19 protein-coding genes are annotated in these 21690 nt (G+C 71.7%); 7 read left to right on the forward strand and 12 right to left on the reverse strand.

The window, feature by feature from the left end; translation table 11 throughout:
* The first annotated feature begins 11 nt into the window (after window positions 1-11).
* From ACIBKY_RS47250 to ACIBKY_RS47260, 3 genes are read left to right on the forward strand one after another with little or no spacing between them, the layout of a single operon-like run.
* The gene (locus tag ACIBKY_RS47250) at window positions 12-518 is read left to right on the forward strand and encodes an HNH endonuclease (protein WP_184959584.1); all 507 of its coding nucleotides are present in this window, start codon (window positions 12-14) and stop codon (window positions 516-518) included.
* Window positions 519-565: 47 nt separating this feature from the next.
* Window positions 566-1378, forward strand: coding sequence for a GNAT family N-acetyltransferase (locus ACIBKY_RS47255; RefSeq protein WP_397107890.1), 813 nt, complete (start codon window positions 566-568; stop codon window positions 1376-1378).
* A gap of 9 nt (window positions 1379-1387) precedes the next feature.
* Window positions 1388-1600, forward strand: a complete 213-nt coding sequence (locus ACIBKY_RS47260) for a zinc ribbon domain-containing protein (protein WP_184959578.1) — start codon at window positions 1388-1390, stop codon at window positions 1598-1600.
* Window positions 1601-1655: 55 nt separating this feature from the next.
* Here ACIBKY_RS47260 and ACIBKY_RS47265 read toward each other — a convergent pair whose 3' ends face one another.
* From ACIBKY_RS47265 to ACIBKY_RS47290, 6 genes are all read right to left on the reverse strand, one after another.
* Entirely contained in the window at window positions 1656-4811 is a 3156-nt protein-coding gene (locus tag ACIBKY_RS47265; RefSeq protein ID WP_397107892.1) for a BTAD domain-containing putative transcriptional regulator, read from the reverse strand.
* 65 nt (window positions 4812-4876) lie between these two features.
* A complete protein-coding gene (locus tag ACIBKY_RS47270) occupies window positions 4877-6184 on the reverse strand; it encodes a serine hydrolase (protein WP_397107893.1) in 1308 nt (435 codons plus the stop codon).
* 115 nt (window positions 6185-6299) lie between these two features.
* A complete protein-coding gene (locus ACIBKY_RS47275; protein ID WP_397107895.1) occupies window positions 6300-6785 on the reverse strand; it encodes a helix-turn-helix transcriptional regulator in 486 nt (161 codons plus the stop codon).
* Window positions 6786-7180: 395 nt separating this feature from the next.
* Window positions 7181-8134: a response regulator transcription factor gene (locus ACIBKY_RS47280; RefSeq protein WP_397107897.1), complete on the reverse strand. Its 954-nt coding sequence runs from the start codon at window positions 8132-8134 to the stop codon at window positions 7181-7183.
* Between the two features lie 162 nt (window positions 8135-8296).
* Window positions 8297-8659 (reverse strand): DUF5130 family protein, encoded by a 363-nt coding sequence (locus tag ACIBKY_RS47285; protein ID WP_397107899.1) that lies wholly within the window; start codon window positions 8657-8659, stop codon window positions 8297-8299.
* A gap of 4 nt (window positions 8660-8663) precedes the next feature.
* Window positions 8664-8954, reverse strand: a complete 291-nt coding sequence (locus tag ACIBKY_RS47290) for a hypothetical protein (RefSeq protein WP_397107900.1) — start codon at window positions 8952-8954, stop codon at window positions 8664-8666.
* A 54-nt stretch (window positions 8955-9008) separates the two neighbouring features.
* Here ACIBKY_RS47290 and ACIBKY_RS47295 point away from each other — a divergent pair, with 54 nt between their 5' ends.
* Window positions 9009-10508 carry a serine/threonine-protein kinase gene (locus ACIBKY_RS47295; RefSeq protein WP_397107902.1) on the forward strand — a complete coding sequence of 500 codons (1500 nt, stop codon included), beginning with the start codon at window positions 9009-9011 and terminating at the stop codon, window positions 10506-10508.
* On the opposite strand, the gene ACIBKY_RS47300 is transcribed toward ACIBKY_RS47295, so the two are convergent.
* Both ACIBKY_RS47300 and ACIBKY_RS47305 read right to left on the reverse strand, forming a co-directional pair.
* Entirely contained in the window at window positions 10505-11200 is a 696-nt protein-coding gene (locus ACIBKY_RS47300; RefSeq protein ID WP_397107904.1) for a winged helix-turn-helix domain-containing protein, read from the reverse strand. The two genes, ACIBKY_RS47295 and ACIBKY_RS47300, sit on opposite strands and share 4 nt — an antisense overlap.
* A gap of 55 nt (window positions 11201-11255) precedes the next feature.
* Window positions 11256-12662 carry an amidase gene (locus ACIBKY_RS47305; protein WP_397107905.1) on the reverse strand — a complete coding sequence of 469 codons (1407 nt, stop codon included), beginning with the start codon at window positions 12660-12662 and terminating at the stop codon, window positions 11256-11258.
* Window positions 12663-12802: 140 nt separating this feature from the next.
* Here ACIBKY_RS47305 and ACIBKY_RS47310 point away from each other — a divergent pair, with 140 nt between their 5' ends.
* Window positions 12803-13636 carry a nuclease-related domain-containing protein gene (locus tag ACIBKY_RS47310; protein WP_397107907.1) on the forward strand — a complete coding sequence of 278 codons (834 nt, stop codon included), beginning with the start codon at window positions 12803-12805 and terminating at the stop codon, window positions 13634-13636.
* On the opposite strand, the gene ACIBKY_RS47315 is transcribed toward ACIBKY_RS47310, so the two are convergent.
* Complete coding sequence (locus ACIBKY_RS47315) at window positions 13563-14423, reverse strand: TetR/AcrR family transcriptional regulator (RefSeq protein WP_397107909.1); 861 nt, start codon at window positions 14421-14423, stop codon at window positions 13563-13565. The genes ACIBKY_RS47310 and ACIBKY_RS47315 overlap by 74 nt on opposite strands.
* Before the next feature lie 73 nt (window positions 14424-14496).
* Between ACIBKY_RS47315 and ACIBKY_RS47320 the strand changes: the two genes are divergently transcribed.
* Complete coding sequence (locus ACIBKY_RS47320) at window positions 14497-15273, forward strand: thioesterase family protein (protein ID WP_397107910.1); 777 nt, start codon at window positions 14497-14499, stop codon at window positions 15271-15273.
* On the opposite strand, the gene ACIBKY_RS47325 is transcribed toward ACIBKY_RS47320, so the two are convergent.
* The gene (locus ACIBKY_RS47325) at window positions 15274-18003 is read right to left on the reverse strand and encodes a hypothetical protein (protein ID WP_397107912.1); all 2730 of its coding nucleotides are present in this window, start codon (window positions 18001-18003) and stop codon (window positions 15274-15276) included. It abuts the gene before it with no gap.
* Window positions 18004-18124: 121 nt separating this feature from the next.
* On the opposite strand from ACIBKY_RS47325, the gene ilvD reads away from it, so the two are divergent.
* On the forward strand, window positions 18125-19978 hold the full coding sequence (ilvD, locus tag ACIBKY_RS47330; RefSeq protein WP_397107914.1) for a dihydroxy-acid dehydratase: 1854 nt from the start codon (window positions 18125-18127) through the stop codon (window positions 19976-19978).
* Here ilvD and ACIBKY_RS47335 read toward each other — a convergent pair.
* Together ACIBKY_RS47335 and ACIBKY_RS47340 are read right to left on the reverse strand one after the other, a co-directional pair.
* Window positions 19958-21430, reverse strand: coding sequence for a protein kinase (locus ACIBKY_RS47335; protein ID WP_397107916.1), 1473 nt, complete (start codon window positions 21428-21430; stop codon window positions 19958-19960). The genes ilvD and ACIBKY_RS47335 overlap by 21 nt on opposite strands.
* Window positions 21420-21689 carry a hypothetical protein gene (locus tag ACIBKY_RS47340; protein ID WP_397107918.1) on the reverse strand — a complete coding sequence of 90 codons (270 nt, stop codon included), beginning with the start codon at window positions 21687-21689 and terminating at the stop codon, window positions 21420-21422. Before ACIBKY_RS47340 ends, ACIBKY_RS47335 begins: the two co-directional genes overlap by 11 nt.
* Between the last annotated feature and the right edge of the window lies 1 nt (window position 21690).

A 21690-nucleotide genomic window follows, 5' to 3' on the forward strand; every position in this document is an offset into this window, starting at 1 on the left:
GAGTCCTCGTGATGCGCCAGGTCCTGCTGTTGAACGCCACCTATGAGCCACTGACCACGCTCTCGCTGCACCGCGCCATCGTGCTGGTGCTGAGGGAGAAGGCGGACGTCGTCCATCGTGACGGCAGGGGAGCGGTGCTCCGCTCGGCCAGCCGGACGCTGGAGGTGCCTTCGGTGATCAGACTCAGGAGATATGTCCGTATTCCCTATCGGTCCCGCATCCCCCTGACCAGGGCCGCACTCATGCGCCGCGACGACTTCCGTTGCGCCTACTGCGGTCAGAAGGCCGAGACGATCGACCATGTCATCCCGCGCTCACGGGGTGGCACGCACACGTGGGAGAACTGCGTCGCCTCCTGCACGCCGTGCAACCATCGCAAGGCCGACAAGTTCCTGGAGGAACTGGGGTGGTCGCTGCGCGTATCCCCGGCGGTTCCGCGCGGTGCCCATTGGCGGCTCATCGGCGCCTCCATGGTGGGCGACCCGCAGTGGGCGCCGTACCTGGAAGCCGCTGCCTGACGAAAACCGCTTTGAGGCCACATGCCGCGACCTGCGAGGATCGCGGCATGTGGTCTTTCACGGCGGACCTCGCGGACTTCCCCGACGCCGCCACCGCCTTCCTGCTCGGCGATCCCCTGCGCAACACCGTGCCGCTCACGGTCATGGCGGCCATCCGCGCCGGCATGCCCGCCGAGGGGGCCTACTACGGGTGGTGGAGCGTGGACGGGCAGGTCCGGGGGGCCGCCTTCCGTACGCCTCCGGCTCCGCTCGGGCTGGCCGCGATGCCCGCCGAAGCCGTCGAGGAACTGGCCTCGGCTCTGGCCGATCGGGAGATTCCCGAGGTGATGGGGCCGCGCGAACTGGTCTCCGTCTTCACCGGCTCGCGCGGGGCGGTGCTCGCCGGCACCGTCGAGGAGAGGCTGTACCGGCTCGGCCGCCTCACCCCTCCTGACGTCCCCGGGCAGGGGCGGCGTGCCGTACCGGGGGATCTGCCGTTGCTCGTGAGCTGGTACCACGCGTTCGGTGAGGAGGTCAGCGTCTCCGCCGACCGTGGCGACATGACCGAGCGGGTGCTGCGCAGGATCGCCGCCGGTGACGTCTTCCTCTGGGTGTCCGGCGGGGCGCCGGTGTCGTTCGCGGCGCTCTCGCCCGCACAGGGCGGGGTCAGCCGCATCGGACCGGTGTACACGCCGCCGTCCTGCCGCCGGCGCGGGTACGGCGCCGCCGTCACCGCCCACGCCAGCCGGGCCGGCCTCGACGAACGGGCCAAGGAGATCGTGCTCTTCACCGACCTCGGCAACCCGACCAGCAACGCGATCTACCAGTCGATCGGCTACGAACCGCACGCGGACTACACCCACGTGACCTACGCGCCCTAATGTAGGGGCATGCCGCGTTACGACTTCCGCTGCCGCGCATGCGGCTCCACGTTCGAGGTGTCGCGCCCGATGGCCGCCTCCGACGACCCCGCCACCTGCCCGGACGGGCACGAGGACACGGTCAAGCTGCTGTCCACGGTCGCGATGACCGGCGGCGCCGCCGCTCCGCGTGGCGGAGGGGGCGGTGGTGGTGGGTGCTGCGGAGGCGGCTGCTGCGGCTGACCCCCCGACGCCGGGCACGACCTCGCCACGCGGACCAAGGCGGCGCGCCTGGCGTTCACGAAGCGAGCGTGACCTCGGCCAGCTCCCGCCAGTCCCGCTCCCGTCCGGCCTGAACCGCCTCGGTGAACTTCGTCTCACCGAGGCGATCGCGCGTCTCCGTGCTGATCCTTGAGGCGTCCGGCTGTGACAGGTCCGCGGTGCCGCGCACCCCGTCGCTGGCCGCGAGCAACCGCGCCGCCTGCTCGTACTGGCCCCGGCGCAAAGCGAGATCCGCGATCCCGATCAGTATCTCGGCCACCAGCGGCGGGTAACTCGCCTCCTGGGCCGCGCCGAGCGCCTCGCCGCGGTAGGCGCGCGCCTCCTCCAGATCCTCGGCGAGATAGCCGAGCAGGTCCAGAGACCTGGCGCGGGTCAGGAGGCCCGCCCCTTCGTCGGCCATCAGCGCCCGCACCGCTTCCAGGTGCCTGCGGGCCTGGTCCGGCTCGCCACGCCAGCGGGCGAGTTGCGCCTTGGAAATCTCCAGGTTGGCCAGCTCCTCCGGCCAGGTGATCCCGCTCGCGTTCCGCTCCGCGTCGGACATCGCGCTCACGCTGGATCGTTCGTCGCCGAGCAGCCAGTACAGCTGCGCCTGCCGCGCCCGGAGGCTGGCCACTTCCTCCCGCACTCCCAGCTCGCGCAGCGCGGTGGCCGCCTCTTCGTAGTGCTCACACGCGCGGGCGAGCTCGCCGCGCATGGCGAGCCGGTCGGCCAGGAAGGTCAGCGCCAGCGAGGTCCCCATCCGTTCACCCAGCCCGCGGAACTCGGCCAGAGAGATCTCGATGTCGGTGTCCACGTCGGTCTCGTCGCCGCCGAGCGTGAGCCGCATCCGTCCGCGAGTGAGCCTGGCCTGCGCGCGCACCCAGGGATCATCGCCGGTGATGAGCGGCTCCAGCGAGCGCAGGAACCCTCCGGCCGGCTCCCGCAGCATCAGCTCCCACAGCTCGACGAACCCGAGCAGGGGGTGACGTGCCCCGCTGCGCCGGGTGAGCCGGTGGGCCTCGTGGATCCAGTCCTCCGCCTGATACTGGTCGCGGCCGATCCCGGAGGTCAGGAACATGGTCAAGATGGCGTACGCCAGCGCCCGCACCTCGTCGGTCGCCTCACCGGGCAGGGAGCAGGCCGCGACGCTCAGCTCGGTGCCCTCGGCCCGGTGCCCGGCCAGGAACCAGTACCAGCCCGCCGCCCCGACCAGCCGCATCGCCTCCTGGGCCCATCCTTGGGCGATCGCTCCGCGCAGGGCCGTACTGATGTTGTCGTGCTCGGGCGTGATCGTGTTCAGCCACTCCAGCTGCGCGGTCGTACGCAGGTACGGGTCGGCCGTCTCGGTCAGCTCGGTGAAGTAGGCCAGGTGTGCCCGGCGGGCCGGTTCGGTCTCCCCGGATTCGGCCAGCCGGTCGGCGGCGTACTCCCTGATGGTGTTGAGCATCCGGTAGCGCGGCGCGCCGTCGTCGTCGGTGAGCAGCAGCGACTTCTCCGCCAGCGCGGTGAGCACGTCGAAGACGAGCTCACCGTCCAGCGCCTCCTCCGGGCACACGCGTTCCGCGGCCTCCAGGCTCACTCCGCCGGAGAACACCGAGAGCCTCCGCAGCACGCCGCGCTCGGCCTCGGTCAGCAGGTCCCAGCTCCAGTCGACGACCGCGCGCAGCGTCTTGTGCCGGGGGAGCACCGTACGGCTGCCGCTGGTCAGCAGCCGGAAGCGGTCGTCGAGCCGGTGGGCCAGCTGATCGATGGACATGGTCCGCAGCCGCGCCGCGGCCAGTTCGATCGCCAGCGGTACCCCGTCGAGCGCCCGGCAGATCCGCTCCATGGCCGCCAGGGTGGCCGGGTCCGAGCCGATGTCCTTGCGGACCAGGTCCGCGCGGTCGCGCAGCAGCCGCACGGCGGGCGAGGATCCGATCTCGGCGGGCTCGGCGCCCTTCGCGGGCAGCGCGAGCGGCTCGACCTGCCAGAGCACCTCCCCGGTGATGCCGAGCGGTTCCCTGCTCGTGGCCAGGATCCGCAGCCGCCGGCACTCGCCCAGAAGCCGGTCGGCGAAGGTCGCTGCCGCCTCGATCACGTGCTCGCAGTTGTCCAGGACCAGCAGGATCGTGCGCTCGCGCAGCGCGGTGAGGAGCCGGTCCATCGGCTCACCGCCCCTGGCGCCACCGAGCAACGGCTGGTCACGCAGGCCGAGCGCGGTGAGGGCGGCCTGCGCCAGGTCACCGCCCGCCTGCACAGAGGCCAGTTCGACCAGCCACGCCCCATCGGGCAGCTCGGAGAGCATGGTCCGCGCGGTCTCCGTGGCCAGCCTCGTCTTGCCGGAGCCCCCCGCTCCCGTCAGGGTGACCAGCCGGTGCCCCATGGCCAGACCGGCGACCGCCCCGACGTCGCCGTCCTTGCCGACGAAGCTCGTCAGCTCGGCGCGCAGGTTCGTCCTGCGGTTCTCCGTCCGCTCGCCCAGCTCGCCCCGCAGCAGCGCCGTGTGCAGTGCCGACAGCTCGGCCGACGGGTCGGCGCCCAGCTCCTCGGCGAGGCGCTCGCGCGTGCGCTGGAACACGGTCAACGCCTCGTTGCCCCGCCCGGCCTCGGCCAGCGCCCGCATGAGGGCGGCCACGAACCCCTCCCGCAGCGGGTACGTGGCGACCAGATCGGTCAGTTCGGAGACCAGCTCCGAGCCACGGCCGAGCCGGATGTCGGCGTCCACCCGGTCGCCGAGCGCGGCGACGTGCAGCTCGTCCAGACGCGCGACCACGGCGTCGAACACGTCGCTGTCCTGCAGGGCGATGTCCGCCAGGGCCGCGCCGCGCCAGAGCTCCAGGGCCGAGCGCAGCAGATCCGCCCGCTCGGCGGGCTCGGCGGCACGGGCCTTGCCGACCAGTTGCTCGAACCGGGACACGTCCACGGCATCGGGCGCCACGGCCAGCCGGTAGCCGCCGGCGTCCGCCTCGATCACGCCGTCCGGCAGCACCCTGCGCAGCCTGGACACCAGCGCCTGCAGGGCGTTCACCTCGTCCGCGGGCGGTTGTTCCCCCCAGATCCAGTCCACGAGCCTCGCCCGTGTGACGATCCGGCCGGGTTCGAGGGCCAGTGCGGCAAGAAGCGCGCGCAGCCGAACGCCGGGTACCTCGACCATGGCCCCATCGTGGTTGCGGACCTCGAAGGGCCCGAGCAGTCCAACTCGCACATCGGTCATTGTGCCGAACTTGCGGACGAGCTACTAATCGTCCCCGCACGCAGGGCCGTAGACACGGCCGGCCTTCATCGGATCGTTATGGCGGTGGGAGCGGACTTCGTCATCGTCCTGACCACCAGCCGGGCCACCGCCTCGACCGTGGCCACGCCGTACCCCATGGCCGGGCTGCGCTCCGACAGCACCGCGAGCAGCAGGTCGTGACCGCCGGTCTGGAGGCGGCCCACGCTGTTGACCGTCCACAGGCCGTCGTGGGCGCTGGCAGGGAGCCAGCCGTTCTTGAGCGCGACCTGCCCGGACCCCGCCGCCGCGCTCACACCCCAGTCCTGGCCGGGCACGACGCTCGACATCAGCTCCAGGGCGAAGCGCCGGTTGGCCGCCGTCAGCGGACCCTCCGGGTCGGTCAGCCGGTCGAGCACCTTCACCTGGTCCGACGGCCGGCTGCGGGTGGTGCCCCAGGAGTGCTCCGGCCAGGTACGCCGGATCCCCAGCTCGCGCAGCACCGCGGTCAGCCCGTCGCGGCCGCCGATCGCCCGGTACAGGTCGTGGGCGCAGTCGTTGTCGCTGACCCGGATCATCCTGCCCGCCACGCTCCGCTCGCGCTTCGTCAGCCGCCGCCCTTCTTCCTGCGCCTTCAGCGCGAGGGCCAGGAGGATGTCCACCTTGGCGACACTGGCCAGCATGAACGGCTCGCGTTCCCGGTAGGCGTAGCGGGTGGCCGCGACCCTGTCGTACACGGCCACGGCCGCCCGGCCGGGCCGTGAGGCCAGATACCGCCCCAACGCCCTGTCCAGCTTCCCCCGCAGCTCGTCCGGCAACGGCCGCCCGCCATCGCCCGACACCCCAAGCACCGGCTCGCCCCGGCTCACCGATCCCATCGCGAAAGCCCAGGAAGCCAGGGCGGCGGGAGGCGCGGCCACCTGCGAGGCAGCGGAGCCGGCCGGCCACACACCACCGGGAAAGCCCGGCGACGTGTGGGCCTGAGTTCCGGACGGCACGCCGCCGGAGGGGCCGGGCGCGCTTCCCGCAGGCAGGACGGGCGAGCTTCCCGCGGGAAGGACGGGCGCGCTTCCCGCGGGCCGGATGGGCGCGCTTCTTGCGGGCCGGATGGCCGCAAGGCCCGCGAGAGGTGCGGCCGAGTCGGCAAGCCGGCCTGCCGCGCCGGTAAGAGGTGTGCCCGTCAGGCCGACCGGTGACCGCAGGGTTGTCGGCGGCCACCGGAGCGCCGGCTCGAAGGCGGCGGCGACCGTGTCACCGGGCGCCTCGGCCAGGGCCGCGGGCTGGTACGCGGCCGCCGGGGGTTCGGTCTCCACGTCGGAACAGGCGGCCATGGTGACCGTGAAGGCGGTGATGAGCGAGATCCCCCGAACGCGCATGAGCGCGAGCCTGCCAGCCACCACGCCAACGACCATGGGCGGAGTAGGTCACCCAACCCCCAAGATTCCTGGGGGTGTGCCCCGGCCGGCGGGCGGCTGGGGCACAGGGCTGGGGTCAGGCGGCCTTGCGGCGCTGGAACGGGAGGAAGCGGTCGGCCAGGTGGGGACGGGACGGGGTGAGGGTGGGTTCGACGGCCAGTACGCGGTCGAACCTGAACGCCCGGATGCCGCGCCGCATCCGGCACACTCCCACGAGGTACCAGTACTCCCGGTGGACCAGGCAGGTCACCGGCTCCACGTCGCGGATCGTCACGTGGCCGGAGGCGTCCTGGTAGTGCAGGCGGATCATGAGGCGGCTGGTGATCGCGTCGGCGATGACGCGGGCGCGGGAGGCCACGTCGGAGGGCAGGGGATCGGTGAGCGTGGCCAGGGTGGTGGCGATGACGTCGTCGTCGAGGTCGAGGTGCTCGAAGACGTTGCGCAGGCCGCGCCGGGCGGTGACGGCCTGCGGGCCGGCTCCCAGGTGCGCGAGGGAGAGGGCGAGGGCGGCGATTTCGGCGGTCGTCAGCGGGCGGGTGTGAGACTTCACATCGATACCCATACCCAAACACTAGCTCTTGCCACCGACAATTTTCGAAAGCCTGTACGGACTTCGCGCGGGTCGCGCGGTGCCTCCGGTAGGTGTCGCCTGTCCCGATCGCGTGCCACCCATCCCGGGTTCGCGTGCCACCCATCCCAGGTCCCCGTGTCACCCATCCCAGGTCCCGTGTCACCCATCCCGGGTTCGTGTGACGCCCATCCCGGGTCGCGTGTCACCCATCCCGGAAGTCGCGTGGCGCCCTCGGTGGGTGCCGCCTATCCGGTCGCGCGGTGCCTCCGGTGGGTGCAGCCTGTCCCGGTCGCGGGATGCCCTCGGTGGGTGCCGCCTGTCCGGTCGTCGAAGGGCCCGTGTCCGGACGGGGTGCGCAGGGGAGGGGCCGTGCCGTACACGGGACGTCAGATCCAGCCCTTACGGCTGGCGGCCACACCTGCGGCGAAGCGGGTTTCGGCGCCCAGGGCGCTCATGGCCACCGCGATGTGCCGCCGGACCGTGCGGACGCTGATCCCCGTCTCGTGCGCGATCTGCTCGTCCGTCTTGCCCGCCGCCAGTTGCAGCACGACCCGGCGCTGGGCCCTGGTCAGGGGGATGTCCTCGCCTTCGGCGTCCACCGAGTCCCGCCACATGAGGTCGAACCAGTCCGCCAGCATCCTCAGCAGGTCGGGCGAGGTGACGAGGAGGGCGGGCAGGCCGGTCGCGGTGGCGGCGACCAGCGCCATCGCGTCGTCGACCAGGATCATCTTGGTGGGGATGGCTCTGCGCATCCGTACCGTCTCACCGGCCACCGCGGAGTCGCTCATCAGCCGCCGGCCCCAGGGGACGTTGCTGTAGGCGGCGTCGTACAGGCCGAGGTAGCGGGCGCCGCCCTCCAGCGCGGCCGGGGGCGGGAGGAGGAGGCGGTGCGGCGTGGGCTCGGTTTCGAAGGCGATGGTGAAGGCGGCGCGGACGAGGCGGGTCCCGGCGGCGTACAGTTCCACGGCCTTGGCGGCGGCCTCCGCCATCGTCGGGATGACCTGGATGCCGCTGATCGGCGCCGAGGCGGGGTGGTCGTCGTGGGCGCCCCAGCGTGCGGCGAGCGCGCGCCAGCCGGCGGCGAGGCGGGCCTGGCGGCCGGTGAGCTCGGCGTGTTCGCGATCGAGGAGCGTGCGGAGGGCGGCGGCGAGGCCGACCGGTCTGAGCAGGGCGTCGCCCTCACCTCCGCGGAAGGCGACGCCCATCGAGAGCAGTTCGAGGGTCTCCGGGGCCTGTCCGTCGACGTCCACGTCCAGCTCCAGCGCCCCGTTGGAGGTGAGCCGGTCGTAGAGCGCCTGTGCCTGCGGGCTCACCAGCCCGGCGAGGCTGTTTTCCGCCATCGGACCCTCCTATGGATGTGGGATCAGCCCCAGCCCACGCCGTCGTCGAACCACAGCATGACTTCCTCCCCCGTATCTATGTGGAACTTCCTGACATGTCCTTTGTAGGAGAGGCCGGGAAGGCGCACAGCCTGGAGGGTTTCAGGGGAGGCCGGGGAACCGTCAGCGGCGGGCGGTCGCCTGTTCACCCAAGGCGGCGATGCCGTACAGGAGACCGCCGACCAGATCGCCCACGCTGAACGCGGTCGCCATCGACATCGCGGTCAGCCGGCAGGCCCCGTCCGACAGCCGCGGCCGGGCGCTCTCGCCGGTCACGATCTCCAGGGCCCTGCCCTCCAGGTCCACCAGGACGACCACGCCGTTGGTGGCGTCGTCGCCCAGCGCCGCGTGCAGGCGTTCGGCGAAGTGGCGGCGCCCGCCGACGGGTCTGCCGAGGAAGACGCCGAAGCGCAGCCCGCTGCGGCGCTCGGCGAGCATGAGGGCCTGGCGCAGGTCATCGGCCTGGGCCGCGGTCAGTACGCGCATCGTCTCACCATCCCGCCGTCGCCCCGCCGATGTTCCTGCCCGGTTCCGCGGTCTCGGCCGCGCTCACCCAGTCGACGTCCGGCGTCCGTGCCCAGTGGGCGGCCCGGTCGGCCAGCACCAGGTCGGAGGTGCTGACACCGGACTCACTTCTGGACGGCCCGCCGAGCCAGACCGGCCCTTCCGCCGCCCTGCGGGCGCTGCCGCGCCCCGGCGCCAGGACCAGCAGGCTGATCAGCACGAAGATGCCGAGGGATGCACCGATGAGGAAGCCGAGGATCTGCCACGCGCTGCTCACACCATGACCGTAATCCTGGTTCGGCTGCCCGGCCAGACCTCATATGAGAGAGTCATGAACCAAGATCCCCCACAAGAGGTCAAAACTGCTGTGGACACACCAGAATCGATCGGTCGTTACCCGGTTGAGCGTGCCCTCGGTGCCGGCGCCTTCGCGTCGGTGTGGCTGGCGCGTGATGACCAGTTGCAGTCTTACGTCGCCATCAAGGTGCTCGCCGAGAACTGGTCGGTGGAGCCCGCGGTGCGGGAGCGATTCGTCAAGGAGGCGCGGCTTCTGCGCCAGGCTGACTCTCCGCACATTGTCCAGGTTCATGACATCGGCGAGCTTCCGGATGGCAGGCCGTACTTTGTCATGACCTATGCGGATATGGGGACACTCGCCGGACGCCTCGCGGACGGACCTCTGCCCGTGCCGGAGACGCTGCGGCTGCTCGCCGAGATCGCCGACGGGGTCGGCGAGCTCCACCAGCTGGGCATCGTGCACCGCGACCTGAAGCCGTCCAACGTGCTGTTCCGCACGGTGACGGGTGGCGGCGAGCGGGCGATGGTGGCCGACCTCGGCGTCGCGCGGGCGCTCGCCGACGCCACGAGCCACACGATCGCCGCCGGCACGCCCGGCTACATGGCTCCCGAGCAGATGCGGCTCGACGGCGCGCCCGACGAGCGCGCCGACGTGCACGGGCTGGGGGCCCTCGCCTATCACCTGCTGACGGGCCAGGTTCCGGGCTCCGGCGCGGTACGGCTGGCGCCGCACCGCCTGCGACCCGAGGTGCCCGAGCGGATCAGCGCGGCGGTGATGAAGGCCATCGACCCGGACCCGGATCGGCGCTGGCGGAGCGTGGCCGACTTCGACGCGGCCCTGCGCGGCACCGAGCCGGACGCGGCCGCCGGCCTTCCCGGCCATGGCTCCGAGCCGGAGCCCGCTGAATCGGCCGCCAAGCCACGTAAGCCACCGGGCAAGGCGCTGCTGGCGGGCGGCACGGCCCTGGTGCTCGCGGGCGCGGTCGTGGCCGTCGTCCTGACCCGGGGCGATGGCCCCGGGCAGGTGCCCGGCCCGGGCGGCACCACTCCGAGCGCGGTGGCCCAGCCGCACAACGACCTGCGCGACGACGCCCCGGTGCCCCAGCAGTACCGCCAGATGATCATCGAGGCCGGGACCTGGTGCGCCGACATCAAGGGCCTCTCTCCGGCGCTCATCGCGGCGGTGCTGAAGGTCATGAGCGACTTCGACCCCGACCTGAGCGACAAGGAGAACGACGAGTACGGCATCGCCCGCTGGACCCCCAGAGTGCTGCGGCACTGGCAGCCGGGCGGTCTCAACCAGTCCGAGCCGCGCCCGCCCTACAGCGTGGAGCTGTCCGTGCAGGCCATGGGCCGCTTCTTCTGCGTCCTCGGGCAGCAGATCTCCCACATCAAGGGCGACCCGGCGGCGAACCTGGCCGCGCTCTTCCTGTCCGGCGTGGAGCCGATGAGGCGCTCCAAGGGCATCCCTCCGTTCACGAAGGAGCGAGTGGACCTGATCATGAAATATCGGAGCGAGTACCAGAAGAGCTAAGGCAGCAGCCGTAGATCCGTGTCGATCACCAGGTTGAAGCGGAGCGCCAGGTTGATCAGGGCTGCACGCTGCCAGTCGGCCTTGCCTCCCTCGTCGGCCTGCTTCACCCGCAGCTTCGTCCTGGCCAGGTAGTCGATGTGGAAGTTGGCTCCGCTCCTGGTGAGGCCGTGTCCCGACAGTCGCTCGATGAGCTGCGGCACCGTCGGCACCACGGTGCTGGAGGGGTCGCGCAGCCGGGGCTCGCAGAGCGCGACCAGGATGAGGAAGTACTTGGCGGTCCGGTCCAGGGGGAAGACGCCCATGGTGGTCGCCCCCGATCCGGCCACCGTGGCGGCCTTGCCGTACACGTGCTCGGGGGCGAAGACGAGGAAGCCGGTCGTGCCGTGCTCGGCGGGAAGGATCACCCGCGAGAACTCGAACGGCACCGGCATGCCCATCCGCTGCGGCGGCACCTTGACGAACTCGCCGCCGCCCTCGGGGTTCTCGACGACGTAGGTGCGGTCGGTGGTGAGGTTGGCGATCAGCCAGTAGTCGTCGACGGCGGTGATGCGCCCGGCCATGCGCGACACGGCCCGGTCGGCGATCACGATGTCCACGGGGACGTCGTCGGAGCCGCGGCCGAACGTGGCGGATTCACCGGGATTGAGCTCGGCCGCCACGGCCGTGTCGGTCTGGATGAGAACGGTGCGCATGGCCATGGTTGTAACGTCCTCGCCCTCTGTGCGGCCATCTGTAAGGTTCCAGGGTTTACCAGAGCTCGGGCCGCCGATCACCCCAGAATCCGCCGCGGTACGCCTCGACCTGGGCCGACAAGGAGATCAAAACCCCTTCCTCCCCGGTACGGCCGGCCAGCATGACCCCGATCGGCAACGCCTCCTCGGTCCAGTAGAGCGGCAGGTTCACCGCCGGCTGCCCGGAGACGTTGTAGATCGCCGGGAAGGCGGCGAAGCGCTTCATCCGCTCGAACGTCAGCTCGGGGTCGTCGCCCTCCTCGAACCAGCCGACGGGCCGGGGCGGCTGGGTGACGGTCGGGGTGAGGACGGCGTCGTAGGCGTTCGTGACCGTGAGCGCGATCCGCGTGGCGAGCTGGAGCGCCGACTGCGCCTGGAGGAAGGACGGCGCCGGGGTGGCGAAGCCGCGCTCGCGCAGCCATCTGGTCAGCGGCCTGAGCGTTTCCTGCCGGTCGTCGGCGACCGGATGCATGCAGGCGAAGGCGTACCAGAGCGTCACGAACCGCGGCACCAGCTCGGGCCCGAACGGCGGCGCGATGTCGACGACCTCGTGCCCGAGAGCGGCCAGTGTCTTCGACGCCTCCTCGTAGGCCGCCATGACCTCGGGATCCACCTCGGTGCCCGGCACCACGGGCTCGGCGTAGCGGGCGATGCGCAGCCGTCCGGGCTGCCGGGTGGCGCACTCCAGGAAGGTGCCCGCCTGCGGCGGGGCGAGGTAGAGGTCACCGGGGTTGTTGTGGGCCATCACGTCGAGCAGCGCCGCGGCGTCGGCGACATTCCGGGCGATCGGCCCGTTGGTCGACATTCCCGCGAGGTCAGGGATGATCGGGGCGAAACTGATGCGGCCGCGGGTCGGCTTGATGCCGAACAGCCCGCACACGGAGGACGGGATCCTGATCGAGCCCGCGCCGTCGCTACCCTGCGCCACGGGTGCCAGACCGGCGGCCACGGCGGCCGCGGCGCCGCCGCTCGACCCGCCCGCCGAACGCGTGAGGTCCCACGGCGTCCGGGAAGGGGGTGACAAAGATGTCTCTGTGTAGCAAGGCAGCCCGAACTCGGGCGTCGCCGTCTTGCCGAGCATGACCGTGCCGGCCTCGCGCAGCCGTTCGACCACGGTGTCGTCGACCGGCGCGACGAAGCCCTGGTAGCTGCCCGATCCGAACATGATGGGCACGTCCTTGACCAGATTCAGGTCCTTGATCGGCACCGGGACCCCGGCCAGCGGGCCGTCGGGCAGAGCCTTCTCCAGCGCCCGTGCCTGGGCGATCGCCCGCTCCGCCGTGACGGTGACGTAGGCGCCCACCTCGGCGTCGAGACGGTCGATACGATCAAGGTAATGACGGGTCAGCTCGACCGGCGACAGCTCGCCGTTCCTGATCGCTTTGCCCTGGTCAAGTGCCGAGAGATCGTGAATCGCACTCACACTACTGAACAGTAGGGATCTCTAGCAGAGAATGTAATAGATACCCGGAAATCGGACGAGGAACACGATGACCTGGGCCATAAAAGTATGGACGCCCCAACACTAGGAAACCCGACGATCAGCAAGCTACCTTGAGTTACGTGGACTCCGACCTCCAGCGAGAAGACGGTCACAATACGTCACCGATCTGGGTGAGCGACAGGCCGGAAGATGAGGCCCCCGCGGCCAAGAAGTCGCCGGCCGCGACGCCCGCGTCGACGTATGCCCCCATCGAGCGCGCCTCGGTGCGCGCGCTGCTACGGCAGCCTCGATATCGCCGCCTGCGCAATCGTGCGCTGCTGGCGATCGGCGTCGGCGTGGTCGTCGGGATCCTCGTCCGGGACTGGCGTATCGGCGTCACCGCGGCGATCGCCGCGGCCATCGCCGACACCGTCTACCGTGCCCGATCCGCCTCGACCGTGCCCGCCTGGCGCCGTTCCTCCGTGGCGGAACGCCGTACGGAAGGCCAGCTCAAGAGGCTCGAACGCAGCGGCTACCGCACACTCCACGCCCGCGCGATCCCCGGCAGCGAGGCCCAGATCGACCACCTGGTCATCGGCCCCACCGGCATCTACGCGGTCGACTCGGAGAAGTGGGACAAGCGGCTGCCGGTCCGCGTGCAGATGGGCAAGAAGCTCTTCCACGGCCCCTTCGACATGAAGCCCAGGATCACCGAGGCCAAGTTGGAGGCCTCGCAGGCCGGCGAGCTGATCAGCAAGGCCTTCGGCCGCGAGATCGCCGTCGTGCCCTCTCTGGCGATCTACGGGCCGCCCGTGCCGTGGAAGGTCATGACCATCCGCGGCGTGGACGTCTACGAGGGCACCAGGGCGCGTAAGTGGATCACGAAGCGGGAGCACGCGCTCACCGAGGAAGAGATCGACCGCCTGTACGAGATCGCCCAGAGCGTCCTTCCGCCCCGCTACGGCGACGGCTGAGGCGTTCGGCCAGTTCGTCCAGGTCCCCGGCCAGCTCGGCGCTGGCCGGGATACCCGTTTCCGGCACCCGGGACAGCATCGTGCTGCCGAAGCCCGCCACGATCACCGCCTGGTCGATCAGTTCGTCCACGTCCGGCCACGGGAATCCCGGCTGCGCCAGCAGCAACGCGACGCACCCGTGCATCGACGACCACAGCGTGAGCGCCAGCCGCCTCGGGTCGCCGCGCAGGACGCCAGACTCCACGCACCGCTCGACGACGGCCACCATGTGCCCGAAGCAGGCCGCCGCCGCCTCCGGCACCGCCGCCATCCCCTCCGGCACGGTCGCCGCCCCCTCTGGCATCGCCGCCGCCCCCTCTGGCACGGTCGCCGTTCCCTTTGGCACGGCCGCCGCGTCCGGCGCCACCGCCGCGGACTCCGGCGTTGCGGCACGATCGCGCAGGGGCGGCTTCATGAGCAGCACCCGGTACTGCACGGGATGCGCCAGCGCGAAGCGCGCGTAGGCCCGGCCGCAGCGGCCGAGGGCGCGGAACGGGTCGCCGTGGTCGTTCTCGCGGAACAGGCGGGCCAGTTCGTCCCAGACCCGCAGGCAGACCGCCTCCAGCAGGGCTTCCTTGTCGGCGAAGTGCAGGTAGACGGAGGGCGTCGAGATACCGGCGCGGGTGGCGACGGCCCGCAGGGTCAGCGCCTCCTCGGTGCCTGACCCGGCCAGCAGGTCCTCGGCTGCCCGCAGGATGTCCTCGCGCAGGAGCGCTCCCTCGCCGCGCCGGGCTCTGGTCCTGGTCATGCATCTCACATTGACGTTGTTAAGTTAACGATGTCAACCTGAGCGCATGGCGATATTTTGTGATGCGACCGCTGTGACCCCCCTGAACGGCGGATACGCCGCCAATCTCGACCCCCAGTGGGCCGTGGGCACCAAGCTGCACGGCGGCTACCTGCTAGCCGTGCTGGGCCGCGCCGCGGTCGCCGAGGCCGGCGCCGGCCACCCCCACGTGACCGCCGTCAGCGGCGCCTTCGTCGAGCCGCCCGACTTCGGCCACGCCGAGGTGAGCGTGACGAGGCTGCGCGTGGGCAAGAGCGTCGCCCAGGTGCGCGCCGACCTGTCGCAGGAGGGCAGGCCGCGCGTTTCCGCCCTGATCACGCTGGGCCGCCTCGACGACTCCGATCCCTGGTGGACGGCCTCGGAGCCGGTGGACCTGCCGCCCGAGCAGGAATGTTTCCTGTCGCCGGTCGACCCGCCCGGCGCGCCGTTCCCCGTGCCGCTGATGGGGGTGGTCGAGGAGCGCATCAACCCCGGGCACCTCGCCTTCGCCTTCGGCCGGCCGAGCAAGAAAGGCGTGATCGCCACCTGGCAGCGCCTCGGCGACGGGTCCGACTGGGACCCGCTCAGCCTTCTCGTGGCCCTCGACCCGGTGCCGCCGGTCACCTTCGACCTGGGGCTGCCCGGCTGGATGCCCACGATCCAGCTGTCGGCCTACATCCGCCGCCTGCCCGCGCCGGGGCCGGTCCGGGTCAAACTGGAGGCCACCGACGTCGGCGGTGACCGCATCGACCAGGTCGCCCACGTCTGGGATGACAAGGGGCGCCTGGTGGCCCAGTCCACGCAACTGGCCGCGGTCCGGCTGCCCGCCTGATCACCGGTACTTCTCCGCCACCTTGGAACACCAAGGGCTCGACCCGGCGGGCGGGCCGCAGGAACCCACCTGCTGGGGGCGTTCCGCGCCTTTGACGCGCAGGATCAGCACAGGCTTGTCCCGCGGGTACTGCCGGGCCGTCCCGCCGCCGAAGTCGATGCCGCCCGTCGCCCCCTGGATCGCCGGGCCGGAGGCGGTGTGCAACATGCTGAGCTGCCGCCACACCGTGTACGAGTTCACCGGCACCGCGTGCCGTACCGGGCCGCCGAGCCGCCGGATCGCGGTGATCAACGTCTCGGCGGCGTCGTAGGACAGGGCGGCGTGCCCGTCGAGCGTGCGCCCGGCGCCCGGCTCCTGGCACTCGAAGGTGAACGTGCGGAAGAGCTGGTCGTAGAAGTCGTGCGGCTGCGGCTGACCACACCGGTTGGGCGCCACGGCGAACGACTGGTAGTAGAAGGGCACCTGGCCCACCTCGCCGCGCAGCCGTACGTCGGCGGCGTACCGGGAGATGTCATCCCCGGCCAGGATGGTGGGCGGGGTGGCCGGGCAGGTCTCGTTCACGCCCTTGATGAAGGACTGGAAGTCGGGGATGCCGCGCCCGGCGAAGTACACCAGGCCCTTCGCGTCGCACGCGCTCACCCCGGCCTGGCGGGGCTCGCCGGCGTAGGGGTGCTCGTTGGGGTCCTCGGGGCCGGGCTTGGGACTGCCGATGGGGGTGAAGCGCCGGTTCTCCACCGCGAACCCGGCCTCGGCGAAGCGCGCGGACACCTGCTTGCGCAGGTTGTCGCTGTAGTAGTCGCTGACGTCGTGGGAGTAGTAGACGCGCGCCCGCGCCGGCAGGCCGAGCGTGGTGGCGAACGCGGCGGCGACGGCGGCCTGCCGCTTGTTCTGCGGCGCGACCTGGAAGTAGAACGGCGACTCCTCCACCAGCCGGTCGGCGGAGAGCGTCGAGGCGACCATGGGCAGCCCGGCCTTGCCGAGCGCGTGGATGGTGGCGACCGTCTGCCTGCGGCTCTGGTCGAGCCCGACGACTCCGACGATGGGCGCCTCGGCCTCGCTGGAGGAGACGAGCAGGCGGGCGATGGCCTCGCCGTACTGCATGCGACCGCCGCCGTTGGCGACCAGCAGCCGCACGATGGGCTCGCTGGCGCCGGAGGAGTCGTTCTGGTTCTTCTGCGCGATGGCCACGCCCGCCAGACCTTCGCGCACCGCGGCGAGCGAGTCGCGGTTGCCGGAGGTGAGCGCGGCGAGATAGACGATCGTGACGTACGGCCGGGCCGCCTGCGCCTGATCGGCATGCAGGGTCGCGGCCCGCAGGTTCTCCTCGTGGATGCGCCGGTGAACCTGGGCGATCTCCGCGGTGCTCGGCGTGAACAGGTACCCGGGCTCGGCCACGCCGACGCACTCCGCGCCCATCAGCTGCCTGCCCGACTCCGCCCACGGTGTCCACAGCCCGGTGGCGCACGAGGTCCGCTGCCAGGCCACGGTCTGCCCCGCGTACGCGCCGGCCGTCGCGGCCAGCACGCTCCAGAACAGCGCGATCGCCACCGGCGTGGACCACCAGGGCGGCTTCCTGGTGGGCGGCACCCAGAACCGGCTCGCGGTGCTGAGCACGACCGGATCCTTCGGCAGGCCGGGCGCCCGCACGTCGAGCGGCTCACGCAGCACCTGCAGCGCCGCGGCCCGCCCGGAGGCGACGAGCTCGCGCCGCCAGCGGATCAGCGCCGAGACCGGGTCCTCCTCCTCGGCGGTGGGCGGGTCCCCGCCGGGCAGGTAGGTCACCACCACGACCGGATCGAACGACTCCAGGTCGGAGCGCCGCTCCGCGATCAGCTCGACCAGTTCCCCGCCGTGCTCGTTGAGCAGGAGCAGCGGGTAGAAGACGTGCCCGGCGCCCCGTACGTGCAGCGGCGTGCGCCGGTACTGGCGGCTCAGGTCGTCGAGGAAGGCCGACAGCAGAAGCCGGTCGATCCGCCCGGAGTCGGCCGGGTCGAGGTCGGCCAGCAGCGCGGGCAGCCCGGCCTTGGCCGAGTCCTGGGCCAGCGCCGACCGCAGCACGCGCAGCCGGCCACTGAGCAGGGGTGTCTTCCCGCTGAGCCGCCAGTCGTGCAGGAACGGCGGAGCCAGCTTGAGCAGGACGTTGAACGGGAACGGCACGCTCTCGCCGCCCCGCTCGGCCGCCTCGATGCCCCAGCCCCAGGTGCGGTCGACCGCGCGCAGCGCCTCGCGGGCGGCCTCCTCGGTGTCGGGACCGGCGTCGGCGTGCCGGGCCGTCCAGGCGGCCAGGACCTTCACCGTCATCCGGTAGCGCGGGAAGCGCAGGCCGGGCATGCGCCTGAGCTTGCCGTCGGCCGACGAGCGCCGCTCGGTGCCGGCGCTCAGGTCGGCGACGATCCTGGCCAGGATGACGGGCACGGTGTCGCCGGGCGCGATCTCGGGCTTGGAGCGGCGGATGCGGGTGGAGATCACCGGACGTAACGCGACGGCGTCCCTGACCAGGAACTCGGGCCAGTCGCCGGCGTTGCGCAGGCGCATGATCGGGATGCCGCGGCGGCCGGTGTGCTGGGGGCGTTCCTGCGGCTCCTCCTCCTGCCGCTCGAAGCCGGCCGGGACGTGCGGGGAGTCCTGCACGCCCTCTCCCCGGGCCGGTCGCCGGCACAGCCGGTCTATCGTGTGAATGAAGTTGCCGACCCTGGCCGTGAGGTCGGACTCGACGCGCCCCGAAGTCATGCGAACCTCGATAGCACCGTCGGTCGATCTTGTCACCGTTATCCCGAGCGGTGGACATGCGTCTCAGCTGTCGGGCGATAGCCGTACCATGTGAAGACTTACTCACGATGGGAGAAGCTCAATGCCCGCCCTCAGGTCACGTACGGTCACCCACGGTAGGAACATGGCCGGAGCCCGGGCCCTCCTCCGGGCGACCGGCGTAGCCGGGAGCGACTTCGGCAAACCGATCATCGCGGTGGCCAACAGCTTCACCCAGTTCGTGCCGGGTCATGTGCACCTGCGCGAGGTCGGCGACGTGGTCGCCGGGGCGATCAGGGAGGCGGGCGCGATCCCGCGGGAGTTCAACACGATCGCCGTCGACGACGGCATCGCGATGGGCCACGGCGGCATGCTCTACTCGCTGCCCAGCCGCGAGCTGATCGCCGACGCCGTGGAGTACATGGTCGAGGCCCACTGCGCCGACGCCCTGATCTGCGTCTCCAACTGCGACAAGATCACGCCGGGCATGCTGCTGGCCGCCATGCGGCTGAACATCCCGACCGTCTTCGTCTCCGGCGGGCCCATGGAGGCGGGCAAGACGCCCGGCAAGAAGCTCGACCTCATCGACCCGATGATCGCCTCCGCCGACGACAGCGTCTCCGACGACGAGCTGCTGGAGATGGAGGAGAACGCCTGCCCGACCTGCGGTTCGTGCTCGGGCATGTTCACCGCCAACTCCATGAACTGCCTCGCCGAGGCGATCGGCCTGGCCCTGCCCGGCAACGGCACGATCCTGGCCACGCACAAGCGGCGCGAGCAGCTCTTCAAGGACGCCGGCCGCACGATCGTCCAGCTGGCCAAGCGCTACTACGAGGACGACGACGCCAGCGTGCTGCCGCGCGCGATTGCCACCCGCGAGGCCTTCGAGAACGCGATGGCGCTCGACGTGGCCATGGGCGGCTCCACCAACACGATCCTGCACATCCTGGCCGCGGCCCGTGAGGGCGAGGTCGACTTCGGCCTCAAGGAGATCAACGAGATCTCGCTGCGGGTGCCGTGCCTGTGCAAGGTGGCGCCGGCCACGAACAAGTACCACGTCGAGGACGTCCACCGCGCCGGCGGCATCCCGGGCATCCTGGGCGAGCTCGACCGCGCCGGGCTGCTCCACCGCGACGTCCGGACGGTCAACGGCGGCACGCTCGGCACGCTCATCGAGGAGTGGGACCCCGTCTCGCCGACGGTTTCGCCCGAGGCCACCGAGCTGTGGCACGCCGCGCCCGGCAACGTGCGCACGGTCAAGCCGTACTCCCAGGACAAGCGCTGGGACGACCTCGACCTCGACCGCGCGGAAGGCTGCATCCGCGACCGCGAGCACGCCTACAGCGCAGACGGCGGCCTGGCCGTTCTCTACGGCAACATCTCCCGCGACGGCGCGGTGGTGAAGACGGCCGGCGTGGACGAGTCGATCTGGAAGTTCTCCGGCCCAGCGGTGGTGTTCGAGTCGCAGGACCAGGCGGTCGAGGGCATCCTCGGCGGCAAGGTCAAGGCGGGCGACGTGGTGGTCATCCGCTACGAGGGCCCCAAGGGCGGACCCGGCATGCAGGAGATGCTCTACCCGACCTCGTTCCTGAAGGGCAAGGGCCTCGGCAAGGTCTGCGCGCTGGTCACCGACGGCCGCTTCTCCGGCGGCACCTCGGGGCTGTCGATCGGCCACGCCTCGCCCGAGGCGGCGGAGGGCGGCGCCATCGCGCTGGTGGAGGACGGTGACATCGTCGACATCGACATCCCCGGCCGCCTGCTGGAGCTGCGCGTGCCCGAGGCCGAGCTGGCCGCCCGCCGCGAGCGCCTGCTGGCCGAGCTGGGCGGATACCGCCCGCGCGACCGCAAGCGCGCCGTCAGCGCGGCGCTGCAGGCCTACGCGGCGATGACCACGTCGGCCTCGACGGGCGCCTCGCGCGACCTGTCGCAGCTGTCGTCACACCTCGTCCAGCGGTAGCGAGGAGAAGCCCGGCACCTGCTCGGGAATCACCAGCTTGCCCTTCGAGGTCAGCAGGGAGGTGGTCAGCGCCGTGGCCACCTCCTTCAGCGCCGCGCCGACCGGCCGGGTGTGGTCGGCGAGGAAGGCGCCGTGGGTGGCGACCTGCCGGATCGTCTCCGCGTTGCAGTCGCCCACTCCGAAGGCGATCACGTTCGGCCGGGCGGAGAAGGCGGGCGAGAGCAGATCCCGGTGGGAGGTGGTCCAGCTCTCGTCATTGGGCCGGCCGTCCGACAGGAAGAAGACCGTGGGCCGGTAGACCGTGCCGCCGGCGGCCTTGATCAGGAAGACGTCGCGCTCGATGGTCGCGCGCAGGAGCTCCATGGCGGGGCCGTAGCGGGTGCCGCCGCGGGCGCGCAGCTGGGGAAGCACGTCCAGCGCGCCCAGGTCGGCCAGCGGGAGCAGAATCTCGGCGGTGCCGGAGAAGCCGATCACGCACAGCCGGGTCGCGGCGGGGGCGCGGGCCATGTCCAGCCGCAGCGCCTCCAGCCCGGCGTTGACCGCGTCGAGCGGCTCGCCGATCATCGAGGCCGACTCGTCGCAGACGAAGTAGAACGGCAGCACGTGCTCCGGCGTGGCCGCCGGGGGATCTGATCGGCGCGGCGGCTCGCCGTACCCGACGAGGGCCTGGAAGAGCTCCATCACGGTCGGGCGGCGCGCGGACTGCTTGGCCAGGCAGCGCTCGACGAGCGTGCGCAGCGTCCCGGACAGCGGCCCGAGCTCGGGCTCGCCGTGCGCGATGCGGTTGGCCAGCGCGGCGAAATGGCCGCTCGTGCCGAACGGCGGCAGGCCCGACGCGGCGAAGACCATCGTCGCGCCCCATGCCCACACGTCCGCCTTGGGCCCGAGCGGGCCCCCGCCGAACTGCTCGGGCGCCATGTACGGCGGAGTGCCGATCTGGGTGTGGCGGGAGAAGTCGGTGGCCTCCAGCGCGCGGGCGATGCCGAAGTCCACCACGCGCGGCCCGTCGGGCCCGATGAGCACGTTGGCGGGCTTGAAGTCGCGGTGCACGATGCGGGCGCCGTGGATGGCGGCCAGCGCGGTCGAGGTGAAGATGGCCAGGCGTTCGAGCGCGGCGCCGGAGTACGGGCCGTCGCGTTTGACCGCGGTGTCCAGCGAGGGACCGTTGACGAACTCGCTGATGATGTACGGCATGTCGCCGTCGATGTCGGCGCCCAGGATGACCGCGGTGCACGCCCTCGGCACCTTCAGCGCGGCGGCCAGCTCTCCCGCGAAGCGCCTGCGCGCCTCGGGGTCGTGGGTCCAGCCGGCCCGTAACACCTTGATGGCGGCCAGCTCGCCGGTGGGCGAGCGGCCCAGGTAGACCAGGCCCTGGCCGCCCTCGCCGAGCCGGTTGAGTATCTCGTAGCCGCCGATGCGGCGGGCGTCGCCAGGACGCAGGTCAGCCGGCACGCCAGACCGCCTGCCTCGCCCAGTCGGCGCCGATCTTGCCGGCCTGCCGCAGCAGGTTCGCGGCCAGCACGCACTTGGCCGCCGCCGCGTTCAGCATCGAGGCGGTGGCCCTCGCGCCCGGGTCGGGTAACGCGCCCACCAGCGCGGCCAGGCGGGTGATTCGCCCGGCGGCCACGTAGAGCTCGGCGGCGATCCGGTCGGCCTGCCCCAGGCTCTCCACCAGGGCCCGCGCGATCCGCTCCAGCTCCGAGCCGTTCATC

The organism is Nonomuraea sp. NPDC050394, from assembly GCF_044459065.1.
Classification (GTDB): domain Bacteria; phylum Actinomycetota; class Actinomycetes; order Streptosporangiales; family Streptosporangiaceae; genus Nonomuraea.